Here is a 15597-nt window from a genome sequence, read left to right as displayed (position 1 = left end):
TAACGACGAATGACGCATAACCACTAACTCATAGAATGGTGATCAGAATGGAGTTGCTTAAGCGTATCTGCGCTGATTCCCACTTCTTTGGCGTAGGGAGCGAGATACTCGGTTTCAGTCATGGTTGCCGGAGTCGTGGCAACTGCTTTACTCAGTCCTTCAGCGCTGGCAACTTGCTGGCTCTGAATCCATTTCTGGACATCTTCGGCAGACTCAACCACAACTTTAGTGTTCATTGCGCCGTGATAAGCGCCACACAACTCAGCGCAAATGAGCGGATATTCACCCAGTCTATTGGCGGTGAATCGCACTTCAGTTTGCCGTCCGGGAACTGCATCTTGCTTCAAGCGAAATTGAGGCACCCAAAAAGCGTGAATCACATCATTTGCGGTGATGTTGACTAGCACTTTCTGATTGATCGGCACATGCAATTCGCCTGCCACAACTTCCGTGCCGGGGTAAGTAAACAGCCAAGCGTACTGCATTCCCGCTACGTTGACGACAAATTCAGGCGCTCCTGGCTCTGCTCCGCCAATTTTAGGAGAAACAGTGCCCAGAGTCGGCGCGTCTTTTTTCTGCGGCAAATCTTCACGGATGGCAGCAGTGGTCGGATCTTGATTAACCTCTGCGGCTTTTTGCTGATTGGGATCGGCTTGCGCCATCAAAGTTCCTGCCATCGCCGATCCGGGCATGGTTGCCATTTGATGGGAAGCTTTGCCGTGTGCCATAGAGTGATCCATCGGATCAGCGCCACCATTGTCGTTATAGATATCAAAACTAAGGATTGAGATACCCAGAACCATAATGGCTGGGATCGCCGTCCAGAGAATCTCTAGGGGAATATTGCCGTGGACGGGAGGACCATCTGAGTCGTCTCCAGGCTGGCGACGAAACTTAAAGGCAGAGTAGACCAACACGCCGATCACGAGTAGAAAAATCCCCGTTCCGATCGTCATCATCAAATTAAAGAGACTATCAATGCGAATAGACTCTACCGACGCGGAGATAGGTAAAAGATCATGATTCTGACCGTACCAAAAACTGACCAGGGTCAGAACGATACCAGCCAGTAGGGTTGTAATCTGACTTGGAATGTTCACAGTTCGTCAAATCTCACAAACAACTGGGCGATCGCAGCAGCGACCAACTGAAAACCACCGAATATGCCTTGAATTTTAGGACTTGAATCTAACCTTAGAGATGGTCTTGAGGTAGATACATTCACCATACTGCACCTGAACTGTCTCAGAAATTCAGGCTTAAAATCCGCGGCTACTCGTTCTTCTTACTACACGGTAAGCTACCCATCTTGGGAGAGGGTAACCATTTCACTATCCTTAAGGATCTCTTTGGGATCTGGAGGAGTTTGCTGAAAAGGTGACTGAATATTGACTTCACGCCCTCTGTAATCCGAAGAAATTCCGAAAGCTTGCCCCTAATTAGACTTGCATCACTAAAGTAAACGCTAGAGTATATGCTCATAGTTTAGTTAACTTTTATTTTATTTTCAGAAATCGGAATAAAGGCTCTTAAACCTATGTCTGAATCCTTTCTGCATCAGCCTGCCGTCTCAACACCTGATTCCACAGTTGTTAGAACTTGGGTGACTCGTCTGGTGTTTGGGTTAGCGATCGCCACTCTCTTCTTAATGGCGTTGGGTAGCGCGACTCGCGTCATGAATGCTGGCTTGTCTTGCCCTGATTGGCCGCTTTGCTACGGTGAATTCGTCCCTCGCGATCAGATGAATCTTCAGGTGTTTTTAGAATGGTTTCATCGGCTGATTGCCACATCGATGGGGTTTGCTACGATCGGGCTTGCCAGTCTAGCCTGGTGGAATCGACGAGTTCTGCCTGATTGGACACCCTGGGCAGCGACCTTTGCCCTGTTCCTGGTCGTGATTCAAGGAATCTTGGGCGGATTGACCGTCACTGAGCTGTTGCGATTCGATATCGTGACCGCTCACCTGGGAACTGGACTCCTGTTTTTCAGCACACTGGTTGCCATTGGCACCTCCCTTATCTCTCACCAAGGAACTGGAAACGTTGGTAACCTGAAGTGGGTAGGGCTGATCGCCATCGTTTTGGTTTACCTACAAAGTATTTTGGGTGGATTGGTTTCCTCTCAGTGGGCGCTTCATCAATGTCTTGGCACGAGTCAACTGTGCGGGGTGATGAACAGCCACATTGCGGGAGTGGTTCCGGCGACGATCGCTACCCTGACCCTAATCTTTCTCACTTGGCGGACTCCTGCCCTTCCTCCTTTACTCCGTCGTTGGGCAACTCTGGCTGGGCTTTGTCTGCTGCTGCAAATCACGCTAGGGGTTGCGACCTTCCGCCTTCACCTTCAGGTTGAGCCGCTCACAGTCGCTCATCAGGCTGTCGGTGCCTCCCTACTCGGAACACTAATCATCTTCACTATTTTGGCGTTTCGAGATATTCCGGTCTTGAAGGGTCAATCTCAAGAGGCATTGATCGATTTTTCTGCCTCTTGAGCGTCTCCTTTAACCTTTTTCTTAACTACTCTCCAATCGGAACCTTTAGAGAATGCAAAATACTGCGCTTCCTGGCATTTCTCGCCACAATCAAGACTTTCTGCACGTCATTCAAAGCTATTGGCAACTCACAAAGCCAAGAATTATTCTGCTGCTGTTGATCACCACCGCAGGCGGGATGTGGATCGCGGCTGAGGGGCAAGTAGATCCCTTTTTGCTGATCATCACGCTGATTGGCGGCGCATTTTCTGCGGGGGCGGCAAACACGATTAACTGTTTGTACGATCGTGATATCGACTATATTATGGAGCGCACTCGCAACCGTCCGCTGCCATCGGGCCGAGTCAGCCCTAGAGATGCGCTAATTTTTGCGACGATTCTGGCAGTGACTGCCTTCACACTATTAGCAGTGTTCGCGAATCTGCTCAGTGCGGGTCTCGCCATGTCTGGCATTTTCTGCTACGTCGTGGTCTACACTCACTGGCTCAAGCGTCACAGCACCCAAAACATTGTGATCGGCGGGGCAGCCGGGGCGATTCCTCCCCTTGTGGGATGGGCGGCGGTGACAGGCGATTTGAGTTGGGCAGCCTGGGTGCTGTTTGCGATCGTCTTTATGTGGACTCCGCCTCACTTTTGGGCATTGGCGATCATGATTCGTGAAGATTATGCCAAAGTGGGCGTGCCGATGATGCCTGTAGTGGAGGGCAACGAATCGACAAGTCACCAAATTCTCTACTACACGCTGGCACTGATCCCGGTGACGCTGCTGTTGGTCTACCCGCTGCATGTTATGGGCGCTGTGTATGCGGCGATCGCGCTATTACTCGGCAGCATCTTCGTCCAGAAAGCGTGGAAATTAGTCCAAGAGCCGTCTGAATTAAGGGTGGCGAAATCTCTGTTCAAATACTCCATTCTCTACCTAATGCTGCTTTGTGCGGGGATGGGAATCGACAGCTTGCCCGTGACCCATCGACTTACTGCTGCCCTCGCGGCCAATCTAGGAAATCATCTCGTAGATGCTCTCTAGAAGTCCTTACAATAAGGAGGATAGCGATAAAGATTTGTATCAAATAAGGGAGGAGTAGCAATGGCTCCTGCGGTTTTAATCGAACAACTCCAGAAACGCTATGGTGCGATCGAAGCGGTTAAAGACGTTTCTTTGCAGGTAGAGTCAGGTGAAATCTTTGGCTTATTGGGCCCCAATGGAGCCGGGAAAACCACCACACTGCGATGTTTGTGTACTTTAACCGAACCCGATTCGGGACGAATTGAGGTATCTGGAGTTTCGGCGATCGAGCATCCTCGTTTGGCTCGTCAGCATTTGGGCTATGTCGCTCAAGAAGTCGCGTTAGACAAAGTTTTAACGGGGCGAGAATTGCTAGAGCTTCAGGCAGCGCTCTATCATCTTCCACGGCAAACCATTAAACCGAGGATCGTCGAGATTCTGACCCTTTTGGGATTGGATGAATGGGCAGACAAAAAATCGGGCACCTATTCTGGTGGATTAAAGAAACGCCTAGATTTAGCAGCCGGACTGCTCCATCAGCCAGATGTGCTGATTCTTGACGAGCCAACGGTCGGGTTAGATATCGAAAGCCGAGTGGCAGTGTGGAACTTCTTGCGCGAACTGCGATCGCAAGGAACCACTGTCTTAATCACAAGCCATTATTTAGAAGAAGTGGATGCCCTTGCCGATCGAGTCGCCATTATCGATCGTGGCATCGTCATCGCAGCGGGCACTCCCTCAGAATTGAAGGATCAGGTTGGGGGCGATCGTGTCACCCTGCGGATTCGCGAGTTCTCTCCGGTTGAGGAGGCTGAACAAGCAAAAGTCTTGCTAGAAGCTTTGCCCTTAGTGCAGGAAGTGATCATTAATCGCGCTCAAGGAAACTCTCTAAACTTAGTGGTTGCCCCTCAAAGTGAGGCGTTGATCACCATTCAGAACGCCCTTCAGCAAGCTGGACTGCCCACGTTTGGCATTGCTCAGGCGCGTCCCAGTTTAGATGATGTCTATCTCAACGCGACGGGTCGCACACTTTTAGATGCCGAGATTGCGGCAGCGGGAAGTCGTGATCTTAAAGCCGAAAAAAAGCAAAATATGCGCTGATTCACTTGTCCCTCATTGCATTGTCTTATGAGTCGCACTATTACTCCTCCCCAATCTGAGTTTAAAGATCAAGTAGGCGCGATCGCCCTACCAAAATCTACGCCTTTAAGTGACTTTATCCAAGAAACGCTGGCGCTGACTCGTCGCTTATTTATTCAACTTCAGCGTCGCCCTTCGACCCTGGCAGCAGGCATTATTCAGCCGTTAATGTGGCTCGTCTTATTTGGGGCACTGTTCCAAAACGCGCCCCAAGGATTGTTTGGAGATAGCGCCAGCTACGGGCAGTTTCTCGGCGCAGGAATTATTGTCTTCACCGCATTTGGGGGCGCATTAAATGCTGGATTGCCTGTGATGTTCGATCGCGAGTTTGGCTTTCTAAATCGTTTGCTCGTCGCGCCTCTCGCTTCTCGCTTCTCGATCGTCATGGCATCAGCTATTTTTATCACGACATTGAGCTTGATTCAGACGGCAGCGATCGTGGTGATGAGTGCCTTTTTAGGATCAGGGTTGCCCAATGCATTAGGGTTAGCGTTGGTCGGACTGATCGTGTTAATGCTGGTTCTTGCCGTAACCGCATTGAGTTTAGGATTAGCGTTTGCACTTCCCGGTCACATCGAATTGATTGCGGTGATCTTCGTGACAAACTTGCCGCTTTTGTTTGCCAGCACGGCATTGGTGCCCCTGTCATTTATGCCCAAGTGGTTGCAGGTTGTGGCGACGTTGAATCCCTTGAGTTATGCGATCGAGCCAATTCGCTATGTCTATCTCCACAGCGACTGGAATCTTGGTAGTGTCGTTGTGCAAGCTCCGTGGGGAGCCGTCACGATGGGAACGTCTCTGCTCATCTTACTGGGGTTTAACGTTGTGGCATTTTTGGCAATTCAGCCTTTGCTGAAGCGCACCTTAGCGTAAAGTTTTGAATTGAAAGATCTCAGGAGCAATTCCTAGATTATTGCGTCTTGAGTAGAATTAGCAGTAAGCACTCATTAATTCAGGATTCCAACCCGATGAAAACCAAACTTGAGAGTCAGTCTGTTAAGCCGATTGCTTGGGTTGCGCTTAATCTTCTCATAGGCTTGGGCATGGCTTCTTTGATGGCTCGACCGTCGATCGCTCAGGTTACAAATGTCGATCCCTTCAAAGATACGCAATCAAAAGACGGGCTTTCTGATATTTTTTCTAACCGCAGTGATGGCTCATCAACTAGCGTGCTTAACCTGATCCAGCGACTTACCACAGGTGGCACAAACGCGGCTGACTTTCAAGCGCAACAGCAGCAAAATTTAGACGATGCGGCGGCCCAGTTTCGGGCACAGCAACGTCAACGCATTCAAGGGCAACAACCTCAGACAGTTCCTTCTGCAATTCAGGTCGTGCCGCCTGCCAATGGAACGACTCCTACCCCATAAAATCAAACAAACTTTTTAAAGACAAACGGTGAATGATTAAGTTGCATTTACCGTTTTTTGTTGACTGTTAAGTGCTGGTGCGATCGCAGCAGGTGCAGAAATTTTGCACCGTTAAAAAAATCCATATCCGCATTCTTCTACTACAATCGAGGTCATTCCAACGCGGGTCATCATGTCAGTCGCATCTTCTTCTAAAAAAGCTTTTCCAGTCTGGACGTTGTTGACGATCGCAGCCAACGGTCTACTGATCGCGATCATCGTTTTATTAGTGCTGAGACATGAACGCACCGCAGCGCGCCGCCCCTCTCAGGTTAAAATTTCACCGCTTCCGATCGCCTCAGAGCAGCTAACCTCGACAATCGACCAACTCGAAAAACGGCACCCACTCACTTATCAACAATGGGTCAACTTGCTGGGCAAAGAAGCCAAAGCCATCGTTAAAAATAAGCCCGATCGCTTAACCATTCTCGCCGGAGATTCTTTAAGTCTTTGGTTTCCGTCTGAGTTGTTGCCCAGCGATCGCATCTGGCTCAATCAAAGCATCTCTGGCGAAACCTCGATCGGGTTACTCAAACGCTTAAGTTTGTTCGAGCAGACAGAGCCGCAAGCCATCTTTGTAATGATTGGCATCAACGATCTGACCAAAGGCACCTCTGATCAAGAATTGTTAGATTCCTACGAGCAAATTATTGAAGCGTTAAAGCAGGCTCACCCCAACTCTAAGATTGTGGTGCAGTCGATTTTGCCCCACGGCGCTAACCCAGACGCAACTCTTGAGAAGCGTCAACAGCTTCTAGAAATTTCTAACGAACGGATTCACACCCTGAATCAGACCCTTGAGACGATCTCCAAAAGTGCAGAAGTCTTTTATCTCGATTTGCAGCCATTAGTGGTCGATGACGAAGGATATTTACGATCGGAATTTACCACCGACGGCTTGCACCTAAATCGGCAAGGATATCTAGTGTGGCGATCGGCGATTCAAACGTTTAGCCAATTGGCATTGGATTCTGAATCTGCTGAGAAACTTTAAAAGTAATCGAAACTTTCCACTATTGCTAAAACGCTAATCTTGTACCTCTTCAATCTCTAACAAACTGACGATGACTCCGGCGATCGGAATCGATAAAAAGACTCCCAACAAACCCGCCATTCGCGTCCCTACTAAAAGCGCAAAAAATACAATAATCGGATTTAAGTGAACCGTGCTTTGCATGACGCGAGGAGCCAGTAGATTGTCTTGAAGCTGTTGCAGGACCACGCAAACAATCAGCACCTTTAAAGCAGCAAGCCAACCGCTTTGCACCAAGATAATCAGACAAATTACACTCACTCCTAACGTGGCTCCGATGCCGGGAATCACGTCTAAAACGCCAACTGTCGCGGCTAACAAAAAAGGAAATGGAATGCCAAACAGGACAAACACTAAAAACGTGGCGATCGTCAGAATTAATGAGATGAACAGTTGCCCCCGCAAAAACCCGATGAAGTTTTTTTGAACCGCGATCGCAAAACGACTGCGGTGCGGAGCGGGGATCATTTTCAGCACTAGTTGCCAAATCTTTTGTCCATCAGCCAGCATAAAGAAGGCGACCACCAAAATGATAATAAAAGTAACATAATTTTCTAAAAGAGCGGGCACAGAGCTAACCAGCCAATTCAACCCGAATACAAATGCATTGCGGATTTGAGCTTCGATCGCTTCTAAATTCAGGGGAATGTTTCGCTCTGCCAGTCCACTTTGCAGCCTTTCAAGCGGATTGTTTGAACTGTTGAGAACTTGTAAGAGAGCAGTGGCTAACTGTTGAAGCTGAGTAGTGATAATTAACCCAATTCCAATTAAAAGAACTACGATCGTAAGCAGGCTCAACGCAATTACAATACCGAGCGCAGCACTTCGCCGCAGAAATCGCTCTAGATAATGGACTGGATAGCTGAGAACTAACGCTAAAGTTGCCGCCGCTGTAAATACAAAAATAACATACTCAAAATATCGAAAAAGTTCGACAAACGCCCAGCCTGACGCAAAGAAAAGCAGAAAGCGAACGAGCGCATTCGTGCTAATTTGGCTCCAAAAGGATGGGTGATTGGGTATTTCTGGCGGTTGATTCATCAAATTTGCAGCTTCGTTGAAAGGGTCACTCAATCAAGATAGATGACAGCGGACAGCGGGAATCAGACTTCTGTTGAACCATTTTATGGCTTGGGTTTAGAGAGAGAAGCAGGTGCTTCCTGCCGTCGGACTTCTTCAACTTGATTCACTTCAAAAATTAGGGTGAATGGTTTCCCTATTTCCTGCTCGATAAATTCTTCTAGCAACTGCACCTGACGCGGCGTAACGTTCTCTTTCGCCCGGACGCTTAAGTAAACTTCGGGTGGAGTCATGAGCCATTCTGTTTGAATTTTGAGCAGTTCCATCCGTTGAAAGGTCACAGTGCGATCGAGTAAAGCCTGTTTAAGACTCGTTTCTAGCTGGGCTTGGCGCACTAGTTTGACAAAGCTGACTCCCAAAGGAACGATTAAGACTGATGTCAGCACGAGCATCCAAACGAGAGCTTTTTGGGCACGTTTGAATGGAGCATAGCCGACCAGCAAGAAGGTCAATGTACAGGAGAGAGTAATTCCGAGCAAGTTTGTGAGGTAGAGCAGCGTTGCACCGAGGCTGAGAGAGCTATTTCCCTGCGAGAGTCCTAAGCCGATGACGCAAACGGGAGGCATCAGGGCAACTGCGATCGCCGTTCCCGCCAACGTGCCAGAGATTTTGGGTTCAGCTTTGGCATAGCCACTAATGGCTCCTGCCGTGACGGCAATCCCTAAATCTAAAAGAGTCGGCTCAGAACGGGCGAGGACTTCACTGCCATAGCTCGGTATCCCAACCAGCAACCCCAGAAGCGAGGAGATGACTATTGCAAGCAGCGTTCCCACCGTCACGGCGATCGCGCCTTTGCGAAACAGCCTTAAGTCTCCTGCTAGTGCGCCGAACGCTAATCCGCGAATGGGCAGCATTAACGGGGCGATAATCATTGCGCCAATAATCACGGCGGCACTGTTGGAGAGTAAGCCAAACGTCGCGATCGCGCAGGAACCCACAATCAAAACGAGGTAGCTCGTGCTGAGAGTAGACTCATCCAACAGGTCTGCCCGCAACTGCTGAACCTGATCTGGCTGCCCGTTTTTCTGTCTAAATTGTGTGAAACGGCTGCGAGGGTTGCTTGGCATTGAAGAATCTCTGCTTTAAACTCTGAAAATTATCAGCCGAACGCTGATCCGTTCACTTCCCCCCTAAGCTTGAAATTTCGGATGGAATAGAGATTGCTATTAGAAAAACTTGATCCTTCGCCCTTGATTTCATCCGCTGTTACCCAACCGCTTTATGATCACGAGTAGAGACCAAGAGACCAATAGCGCCACTGAAGGGAAAAGACCGGATGGATACCAAAGCGTTTAAGCGATCGCTCAACAGTTCTGAAAACTATCACCGCAAAGGGTTTGGTCACGAGACTGAAGTCGCGGGAGTCATGGAGTCGGAATATCAGAGTGATTTGATTCAGCAGATCCGCGATCGTCAATACACGCTGACGCGAGGCGATGTCACGATTCGATTGGCGGAGGCGTTTGGGTTTTGCTGGGGCGTTGAGCGTGCGGTCGCGATGGCGTATGAAACTCGCCAACACTTCCCCACCGAGCGGATTTGGATCACCAATGAGATTATTCACAATCCCTCAGTTAATCAGCGGTTGCGAGAGATGAACGTGCATTTTATCTCGCTGATCGAGGGCGAAAAAGACTTCTCTGGAGTCGGAACAGGCGACGTGGTGATTTTGCCTGCGTTTGGTGCCAGTGTTCAAGAAATGCAGATTCTCAACGATCGCGGCTGCAAAATCGTCGATACCACTTGTCCGTGGGTGTCTAAAGTCTGGAACACCGTCGAGAAGCACAAAAAAGTCGCACACACTTCGATTATTCACGGCAAATATAACCACGAAGAAACAGTCGCGACCAGTTCGTTTGCCGGAATTTATCTGATCGTTTTGAACTTGGCAGAAGCCGAGTATGTCGCCAATTACATTCTCAACGGCGGCGATCGTGACGAATTTTTGACCAAGTTTCAGCGATCGATCTCGGTGGGTTTTGACCCCGATCGTGACTTAGAGCGCGTCGGCATCGCCAATCAAACCACAATGCTCAAGGGCGAAACCGAGCAAATCGGCAAACTGTTTGAACACACGATGATGCGAAAATACGGTCCCGATCAGCTTAATCAGCATTTCCTCAGCTTCAACACGATTTGCGATGCCACCCAAGAACGGCAGGATGCCATGTTCGAGCTAGTGGATGAAAAACTCGATTTGATGGTCGTGATCGGTGGCTATAACTCGTCTAACACGACACACCTGCAAGAGATTGCGATCGATCGCCAGATTCCCTCTTATCACATCGACAGCGCCGAACGCATTAGTAAGAGTGGCATTGAACACAAGCCGCTCGATCGCGAGTTAGAAATCACCAAAAACTGGCTTCCTGACGGCAAAATTGTGGTTGGCATCACGTCTGGCGCGTCTACGCCCGATAAAGTCGTCGCCGATGTGATTGAGAGAATTTTTGAGCTAAAAGCTGCGGCAGTTTTTTAGAACAATGAATTTTATTTGTTCTCTGCTGTTCTCTATAATTTGGCTGTTTTGCAGCGCTCCCGCTCAAGCAGAAACCCTGGCAGAACGAGTCGCCGCTTTTCCTGACTGGCAGAGCAAACCCACGGTACAAACCGCCGAAGGAGACTTAGCTTATCCCGCGTGGCTAGCCGGAACTTGGCGCGTCAAGAGTACGCTGGTTGATTTAGTGGCACCCCTTCCCGGTTTAACAACGCCCGGATTTGAGAGCAATCGTGACTATCTCAATCAGCCGATCGAGTTCGATGTGCGATTTGTGCGGCAGAAATCGGTTAAGACTGCGATCGCGAGTATCTTAAAATCGCTGCAATCCAAGTCAGGTGAGACAGAAGTGGTTGCCGATCGCGCCTTCAACGGCTTGAATTTAGCCAAAGCTTATCTGGGCGATCGAGCAGTTCTCGCCGTCAAAGTCGATCCGAGTTCTCCCAATCGGCAGATCACTTTGCTGCGAGGCGATCGTCAGCTTGTTTCGATCGTCAACGCCAGAGCGGTTGAAACGCCTGCTGCTGACCAATTCATCACCACAGAAATCTTTCAGCAAGTCTTTCGGGGCGCGTCTCAGCCTTATCTCAATCAGGTTGAAACGACTACGGCTTATAAACGAGGGTCTGCGATCGAGGCAAACCAGATCACAGCAGTTTATCTCTCTCCGCAAGACCCCGACTATTTCAAGGCAGGAGAAACGCCCGTTGCCCTTTATCGCTATCGTCTAGAATTTCTTCCGGCAGACGATCCAAACAGTCTCAGTGATTCTAGGCAATAATTTCGACGGTGCCTGTATCGAGGTCATAGCGTCCGCCAACTATCTTAAGTTTCTGGTTTTCTACAAGACTAGCTAGAGGCTCAGACACACTCATCTTTTCTACAACCAGTTGCACATTGGCTCGAACTGCATTGTCTAACAAGTCGCCCGACTTGCCCTTAGCCTGTTCCACAGCAGGTTGAATGGCTTTCACCAATGAGTCAATGTGAGCCGCCACCTTCCCGCCCTTGACGGCTGCTGTAACTGCGCCGCATCGCTCATGCCCCAACACCATCACAAGCGGAACGTTTAAATTTTGAGCCGCATACTCGATGCTGCCTAAAACAGCGTTATCTAAAATATTTCCAGCGACTCGAACGACAAATAGGTCGCCAAGCCCCTGATCAAACACCAGTTCGGGGGGCACGCGCGAGTCAGCACAACTCAGAATAACGGCAAAGGGAGTTTGTCCGTTTGCTACTTCTAACAGGCGTTTCTGATCGGCGTGTGGGTAAGACAACTTGTGCAATACATAGCGCTGATTGCCTTTGACTAATAGCTTGAGCGCTTGGTCTGCGGAGATTGTTATCGCACTCTCAGTTAGCGTGGCAGCCAGGGACTGACTGGGAATCAGCAAATTAGTCGTTAGCCCAGCAGCGATCGCACCTGTTCCGACAGATAAAAAAGTTCTTCTAGAAAACTTGGCTGAGAATCGATCGATCGTCATGGCAGTATCTCAATTAATAAGGCTTCTTATCAACCCATAGTTCTATAAAATCTATGAGTTTTCCATTAATCAAACAAGCTTCTTAGAATTTCATGGCTATGGCTGCGAGAAATATTTATAAAGCAGTGAAGCAAGTTAAAAAAGATTACACTAACCCTTGAGTGAGTAAACTTTATTGTCTTTGACTGTCATCACAGAACCAGTTTTGTTAGGGTCATTGAATGAAATGGTGATAGTTCACACTTGAATATGAATCATTATTGTGAACAATGGATTTCTGATTGGTGCCAAGAAAACGGCTGGACAGATTGGTTTAAGGAGCGATCGAGCTATTGGGCATTTCCTCCTAACGCAGTCATGCCTGTCCCCATTCCAACAAAAGTGTTAAGAGCCATCAAAGCTGAGAGAGGGCTTACCACCAGCGAACGGTTGTGGGGTCTATCTGCCATGGTCGGCACGATCGTTGCCGCCGCTTCGGGCTACTTCTTGGAGTCACCCATGCCGATCGTGTTGGCATTTGGCTTTTGCGCGATCGTCGTTGCCCACTTAGAAGACGAAGAAGATTAGCGTCTATAAAATTTTGGACATACAAAAAAGGTAGCCAATGATGTCTACCTTTTTTATTCAAAACTTGCCTTTAGCTGTCGTCGATCGTCGTTGCCGAAACCTCGACAGCATCGACATCGATCGTGCCCACAGGCGTTAGCCGCTTAAAGCGCCCTTGCTCAACCTGCACCGCTTCTCCGCAGTTAGGGCACTGAATCTCTGCCCCATTAAAACCCGTAAACTCATAGCGACAGACTGGGCAAGCATCCTGCACGATATTTTTCTGAAGCCACCAGCGAAAGCCCAAAAACGCGACCACTGGCGCAAGCAGCAATAGTGCCAGCAGCACAAAAAACGACTTCACCAACCAGCCCAGCCCCAATGCCGCGAGCAGCCACGCAAACCCAATAATGGTTAAAATGCGTCCAAAGCCAGTAATACTTAATTGAAGATTGTTGAGGCTGTTCTGGTTCACAGCAAACTCCTATAAACTCAAAGATACGATCGGTCTACTTCAATCTAATCAGAGACTGTCAACTTTAGTAGACGGCTTTCTCTACCCAAACCAGGTTTGATTTCCGATCTAAATTCGCTATTAATCAAGAATAAGTGATCTTACAGAGTTGCTAACCAATATTCGCTAAACTTTAATGAGTCGAGAGATTCAGAGTTTTAGGTTGGCACTTAGCCCCGTTAAAGGGCAAAGTAGGGAAGATATGCCATGACGCAAGCAAAACCACGATTTAGAACGTTTGAGGAATATTTGAACTATGACGACGGCAGCGATCGGCGTTATGAGTTGGTTGATGGAGAATTAGTTGAAATGGCTCCAGAGAACCCTCTCAATGCAATGATTGCAAGATTTCTGCTGGTGTACTTCATTCAGATGGGAATCTCGATCGAGCGGGTAGGAGACAAGCAGCAAATCGCGGTCATCTCTGCTAAGGCAACGGCGCGAGAACCTGATCTAACCGTTCACTCTGAAGCATCAGCCGCCGCAATCTTGACCCAAAAACAGGCGTTGCTTGGTTTAGATATGCCAGTTCCAACGCTGGTAATCGAAGTCGTTTCACCCGGAAAACCAGGCAGCGAAAACTATGACCGCGACTATATAGAGAAACCAAAGGGTATGCAGGGCGAGGCATTCCTGAATTTTGGCGGATTGACCCAGACAGAGCAGCAGTAGCCGTGCTGACCCTCAGAGATGGCGCTTATCAATCTCATGAGTTTCGGGGTAGTGAGCGAGTTGACTCGCCCACCTTCCCAGATCTGCAATTGACGGCTGAACTGATTTTGAGGGCGGGGAGATAGCACGATCGTTGAGCAAACCCTAAAATCAATTGTCTAGATCTGAATTTGTAAGTTGCGGTGTCGCAGTTGAGGTAACGATGTCAAATCACGTTTTTTTAGCCGGGGCGAGTCAGGGAGTCGGGCGAGAAATTCTCAAGGGGTTGCTTGCCCAAGACACATCAGTCAAAGCGTTCTTGAGATCAGAATTGATCGCGACTGAATTGCAGACAATGGGTGTTGAAACGGCGATCGGAGATGCCCTCAATCTCGAACAAATTGAGCAAGCAATGGCAGGAAGCCCGATCGACCTCGTGATCAGCACGATCGGAGGCAAACCCCAAGATGGAGAACGCTCCGACTACACAGGCAACAAAAACTTGATTGACGCTGCCGTCAAAGCTGGGGTGAAGCGATTCATTCTAGTCACCTCGATCGGCAGTGGTGAGAGTGTCGCCGCTCTGCCGCTCCAGGCATTTGAGGCTTTAAAAGAAGTGTTGGCAGAAAAAGAAAAAGCCGAACAGCATTTAATTGCCAGTGGCTTAACCTACACGATCATTCGTCCAGGCGGTTTGAAATCTGAACCCGCGACTGGGAATGGCGTTCTGACCGAAGATCCTAAAATTGCGGGCACCATTCATCGTGCCGATGTTGCTGACTTGGTTTGTCGTTGTTTGAAGAGCGATCGCACGAATAACAAGATTTTTTCGGCGGTCGATCGCACCATGACCTACAGCGATGCGACCTTTGAGGAATTCGCAGTTTAACAATCTGCTCAAGAGTCGGTTCAAAATCCTGCGTCAGTTGTCGCGGCTGACTGTGGTCAAGTCCACCAGAAAATTGTTATTGCTCATCGTCAGCCGCAGATCGGCAAACCAGCCCGTCGAGCTAGATTCAACCTGCACTCGCGATCGCACAGGTTCCTCTCGCCCAGCCCCATTCTTCGGTTCCGACTGAGACTTGTGAACCCGGACGCACATTGCCTTGTCCTAAATCCACCAGCGAAATTGCAGTGGCTCCCTGGAATGATCCTCGGTAGATAGGCTGTCCTTGTTCATTGTTGCGATCGAACGTCAGTGGCGAGACCTGCGTTGGCTGTCCCGATCGCGTCCAGGTAATTTGTGTAAAGCGACCATTCCGAAATTGTGCATCATAGTTCCAGCCGTTGACTTTAACTCCAGTGCAGGAAAACTGTTGAGCCGCAGTTGGCTGTTGAGTGGCATTTGGCTGTTGAGTGGCATTTGGCTGTTGAGCCACATTTGTCTGTGTGGGAGAGCAACCTGCACTAGTAACCATCAGGCTAATTCCAGCCAAGCCAGCGGCGATCGCTTGGGTCATCTTGTCCGTCATCAATAGTTTCCCGAAGTAAGTTATTTTGAATCCAAAGTTAGTTCTTGCTGTGATTTAGATAAGTCAATCTGTGATACAGCTTTCGTCCCTTTCAAGAGATTTTGCAGAGATAACTGAAATGACTTGCCATATACAATAGAGCAAGAAAATATGAAACTAATAGGATGAGAAATACCGCCTTTTGCCACTTTCGCCTGAACCAGATTGCCCGGATACTTTTACTTTACATTGGCGCTAATGAATGACACTAAGGATCGTGGATTAAATAACC

18 protein-coding genes are annotated in these 15597 nt (G+C 48.8%); 12 read left to right on the top strand and 6 right to left on the bottom strand.

Annotation, left to right across the window (positions count from 1 at the left end; all coding sequences use genetic code 11):
- Positions 1-23: 23 nt before the first annotated feature.
- A complete protein-coding gene (locus tag C7B65_RS01660; RefSeq protein ID WP_073069156.1) occupies positions 24-1100 on the bottom strand; it encodes a cytochrome c oxidase subunit II in 1077 nt (358 codons plus the stop codon).
- Between the two features lie 437 nt (positions 1101-1537).
- On the opposite strand from C7B65_RS01660, the gene C7B65_RS01650 reads away from it, so the two are divergent.
- The 6 genes from C7B65_RS01650 to C7B65_RS01625 all read left to right on the top strand — a co-directional run bounded on the left by C7B65_RS01650 (position 1538) and on the right by C7B65_RS01625 (position 7040).
- Positions 1538-2491: a COX15/CtaA family protein gene (locus tag C7B65_RS01650; protein ID WP_073069154.1), complete on the top strand. Its 954-nt coding sequence runs from the start codon at positions 1538-1540 to the stop codon at positions 2489-2491.
- A 52-nt stretch (positions 2492-2543) separates the two neighbouring features.
- Positions 2544-3518, top strand: a complete 975-nt coding sequence (locus C7B65_RS01645) for a heme o synthase (RefSeq protein WP_073069153.1) — start codon at positions 2544-2546, stop codon at positions 3516-3518.
- 60 nt (positions 3519-3578) lie between these two features.
- Positions 3579-4598 carry an ABC transporter ATP-binding protein gene (locus C7B65_RS01640; protein ID WP_073069152.1) on the top strand — a complete coding sequence of 340 codons (1020 nt, stop codon included), beginning with the start codon at positions 3579-3581 and terminating at the stop codon, positions 4596-4598.
- Positions 4599-4625: 27 nt separating this feature from the next.
- A complete protein-coding gene (locus C7B65_RS01635) occupies positions 4626-5510 on the top strand; it encodes an ABC transporter permease (RefSeq protein WP_073069151.1) in 885 nt (294 codons plus the stop codon).
- A gap of 95 nt (positions 5511-5605) precedes the next feature.
- Positions 5606-6007, top strand: a complete 402-nt coding sequence (locus tag C7B65_RS01630) for a hypothetical protein (protein WP_073069150.1) — start codon at positions 5606-5608, stop codon at positions 6005-6007.
- Between the two features lie 172 nt (positions 6008-6179).
- Positions 6180-7040, top strand: a complete 861-nt coding sequence (locus C7B65_RS01625) for a GDSL-type esterase/lipase family protein (protein ID WP_073069149.1) — start codon at positions 6180-6182, stop codon at positions 7038-7040.
- Between the two features lie 33 nt (positions 7041-7073).
- Here the strand turns inward: C7B65_RS01625 and C7B65_RS01620 are convergent, their stop codons facing one another.
- Positions 7074-8120 (bottom strand): AI-2E family transporter, encoded by a 1047-nt coding sequence (locus C7B65_RS01620; RefSeq protein WP_073069298.1) that lies wholly within the window; start codon positions 8118-8120, stop codon positions 7074-7076.
- An 83-nt stretch (positions 8121-8203) separates the two neighbouring features.
- Positions 8204-9226, bottom strand: a complete 1023-nt coding sequence (locus tag C7B65_RS01615; protein WP_073069148.1) for a DUF389 domain-containing protein — start codon at positions 9224-9226, stop codon at positions 8204-8206.
- Positions 9227-9435: 209 nt separating this feature from the next.
- On the opposite strand from C7B65_RS01615, the gene C7B65_RS01610 reads away from it, so the two are divergent.
- Together C7B65_RS01610 and C7B65_RS01605 are read left to right on the top strand one after the other, a co-directional pair.
- Positions 9436-10638 (top strand): 4-hydroxy-3-methylbut-2-enyl diphosphate reductase, encoded by a 1203-nt coding sequence (locus C7B65_RS01610; protein WP_073069147.1) that lies wholly within the window; start codon positions 9436-9438, stop codon positions 10636-10638.
- Between the two features lie 4 nt (positions 10639-10642).
- A complete protein-coding gene (locus C7B65_RS01605; RefSeq protein ID WP_073069146.1) occupies positions 10643-11437 on the top strand; it encodes a DUF6816 family protein in 795 nt (264 codons plus the stop codon).
- Here C7B65_RS01605 and C7B65_RS01600 read toward each other — a convergent pair.
- A complete protein-coding gene (locus C7B65_RS01600) occupies positions 11427-12143 on the bottom strand; it encodes a carbonic anhydrase (protein WP_073069145.1) in 717 nt (238 codons plus the stop codon). The two genes, C7B65_RS01605 and C7B65_RS01600, sit on opposite strands and share 11 nt — an antisense overlap.
- A 249-nt stretch (positions 12144-12392) precedes the next feature.
- Here C7B65_RS01600 and C7B65_RS01595 point away from each other — a divergent pair, with 249 nt between their 5' ends.
- Positions 12393-12710: a slr1957 family protein gene (locus C7B65_RS01595; protein ID WP_073069144.1), complete on the top strand. Its 318-nt coding sequence runs from the start codon at positions 12393-12395 to the stop codon at positions 12708-12710.
- A 70-nt stretch (positions 12711-12780) separates the two neighbouring features.
- Here the strand turns inward: C7B65_RS01595 and C7B65_RS01590 are convergent, their stop codons facing one another.
- Positions 12781-13164, bottom strand: coding sequence for a hypothetical protein (locus tag C7B65_RS01590; protein WP_073069143.1), 384 nt, complete (start codon positions 13162-13164; stop codon positions 12781-12783).
- A 246-nt stretch (positions 13165-13410) separates the two neighbouring features.
- On the opposite strand from C7B65_RS01590, the gene C7B65_RS01585 reads away from it, so the two are divergent.
- From C7B65_RS01585 to C7B65_RS01580, 3 genes are all read left to right on the top strand, one after another.
- Positions 13411-13875, top strand: coding sequence for a Uma2 family endonuclease (locus tag C7B65_RS01585; RefSeq protein ID WP_317615777.1), 465 nt, complete (start codon positions 13411-13413; stop codon positions 13873-13875).
- Between the two features lie 2 nt (positions 13876-13877).
- On the top strand, positions 13878-14000 hold the full coding sequence (locus tag C7B65_RS29445; protein WP_342352994.1) for a hypothetical protein: 123 nt from the start codon (positions 13878-13880) through the stop codon (positions 13998-14000).
- 77 nt (positions 14001-14077) lie between these two features.
- Positions 14078-14743 carry an SDR family oxidoreductase gene (locus C7B65_RS01580; protein ID WP_073069142.1) on the top strand — a complete coding sequence of 222 codons (666 nt, stop codon included), beginning with the start codon at positions 14078-14080 and terminating at the stop codon, positions 14741-14743.
- 127 nt (positions 14744-14870) lie between these two features.
- Here the strand turns inward: C7B65_RS01580 and C7B65_RS01575 are convergent, their stop codons facing one another.
- The gene (locus C7B65_RS01575; RefSeq protein ID WP_073069141.1) at positions 14871-15326 is read right to left on the bottom strand and encodes a hypothetical protein; all 456 of its coding nucleotides are present in this window, start codon (positions 15324-15326) and stop codon (positions 14871-14873) included.
- Positions 15327-15597 lie beyond the last annotated feature (271 nt).

Origin of the sequence: Phormidesmis priestleyi ULC007, from assembly GCF_003003695.1 — a bacterium.
In the GTDB taxonomy this organism is placed as follows: domain Bacteria; phylum Cyanobacteriota; class Cyanobacteriia; order Leptolyngbyales; family Leptolyngbyaceae; genus Phormidesmis_A; species Phormidesmis_A priestleyi_A.
This window is presented reverse-complemented; position numbering and strand designations above follow the sequence as displayed.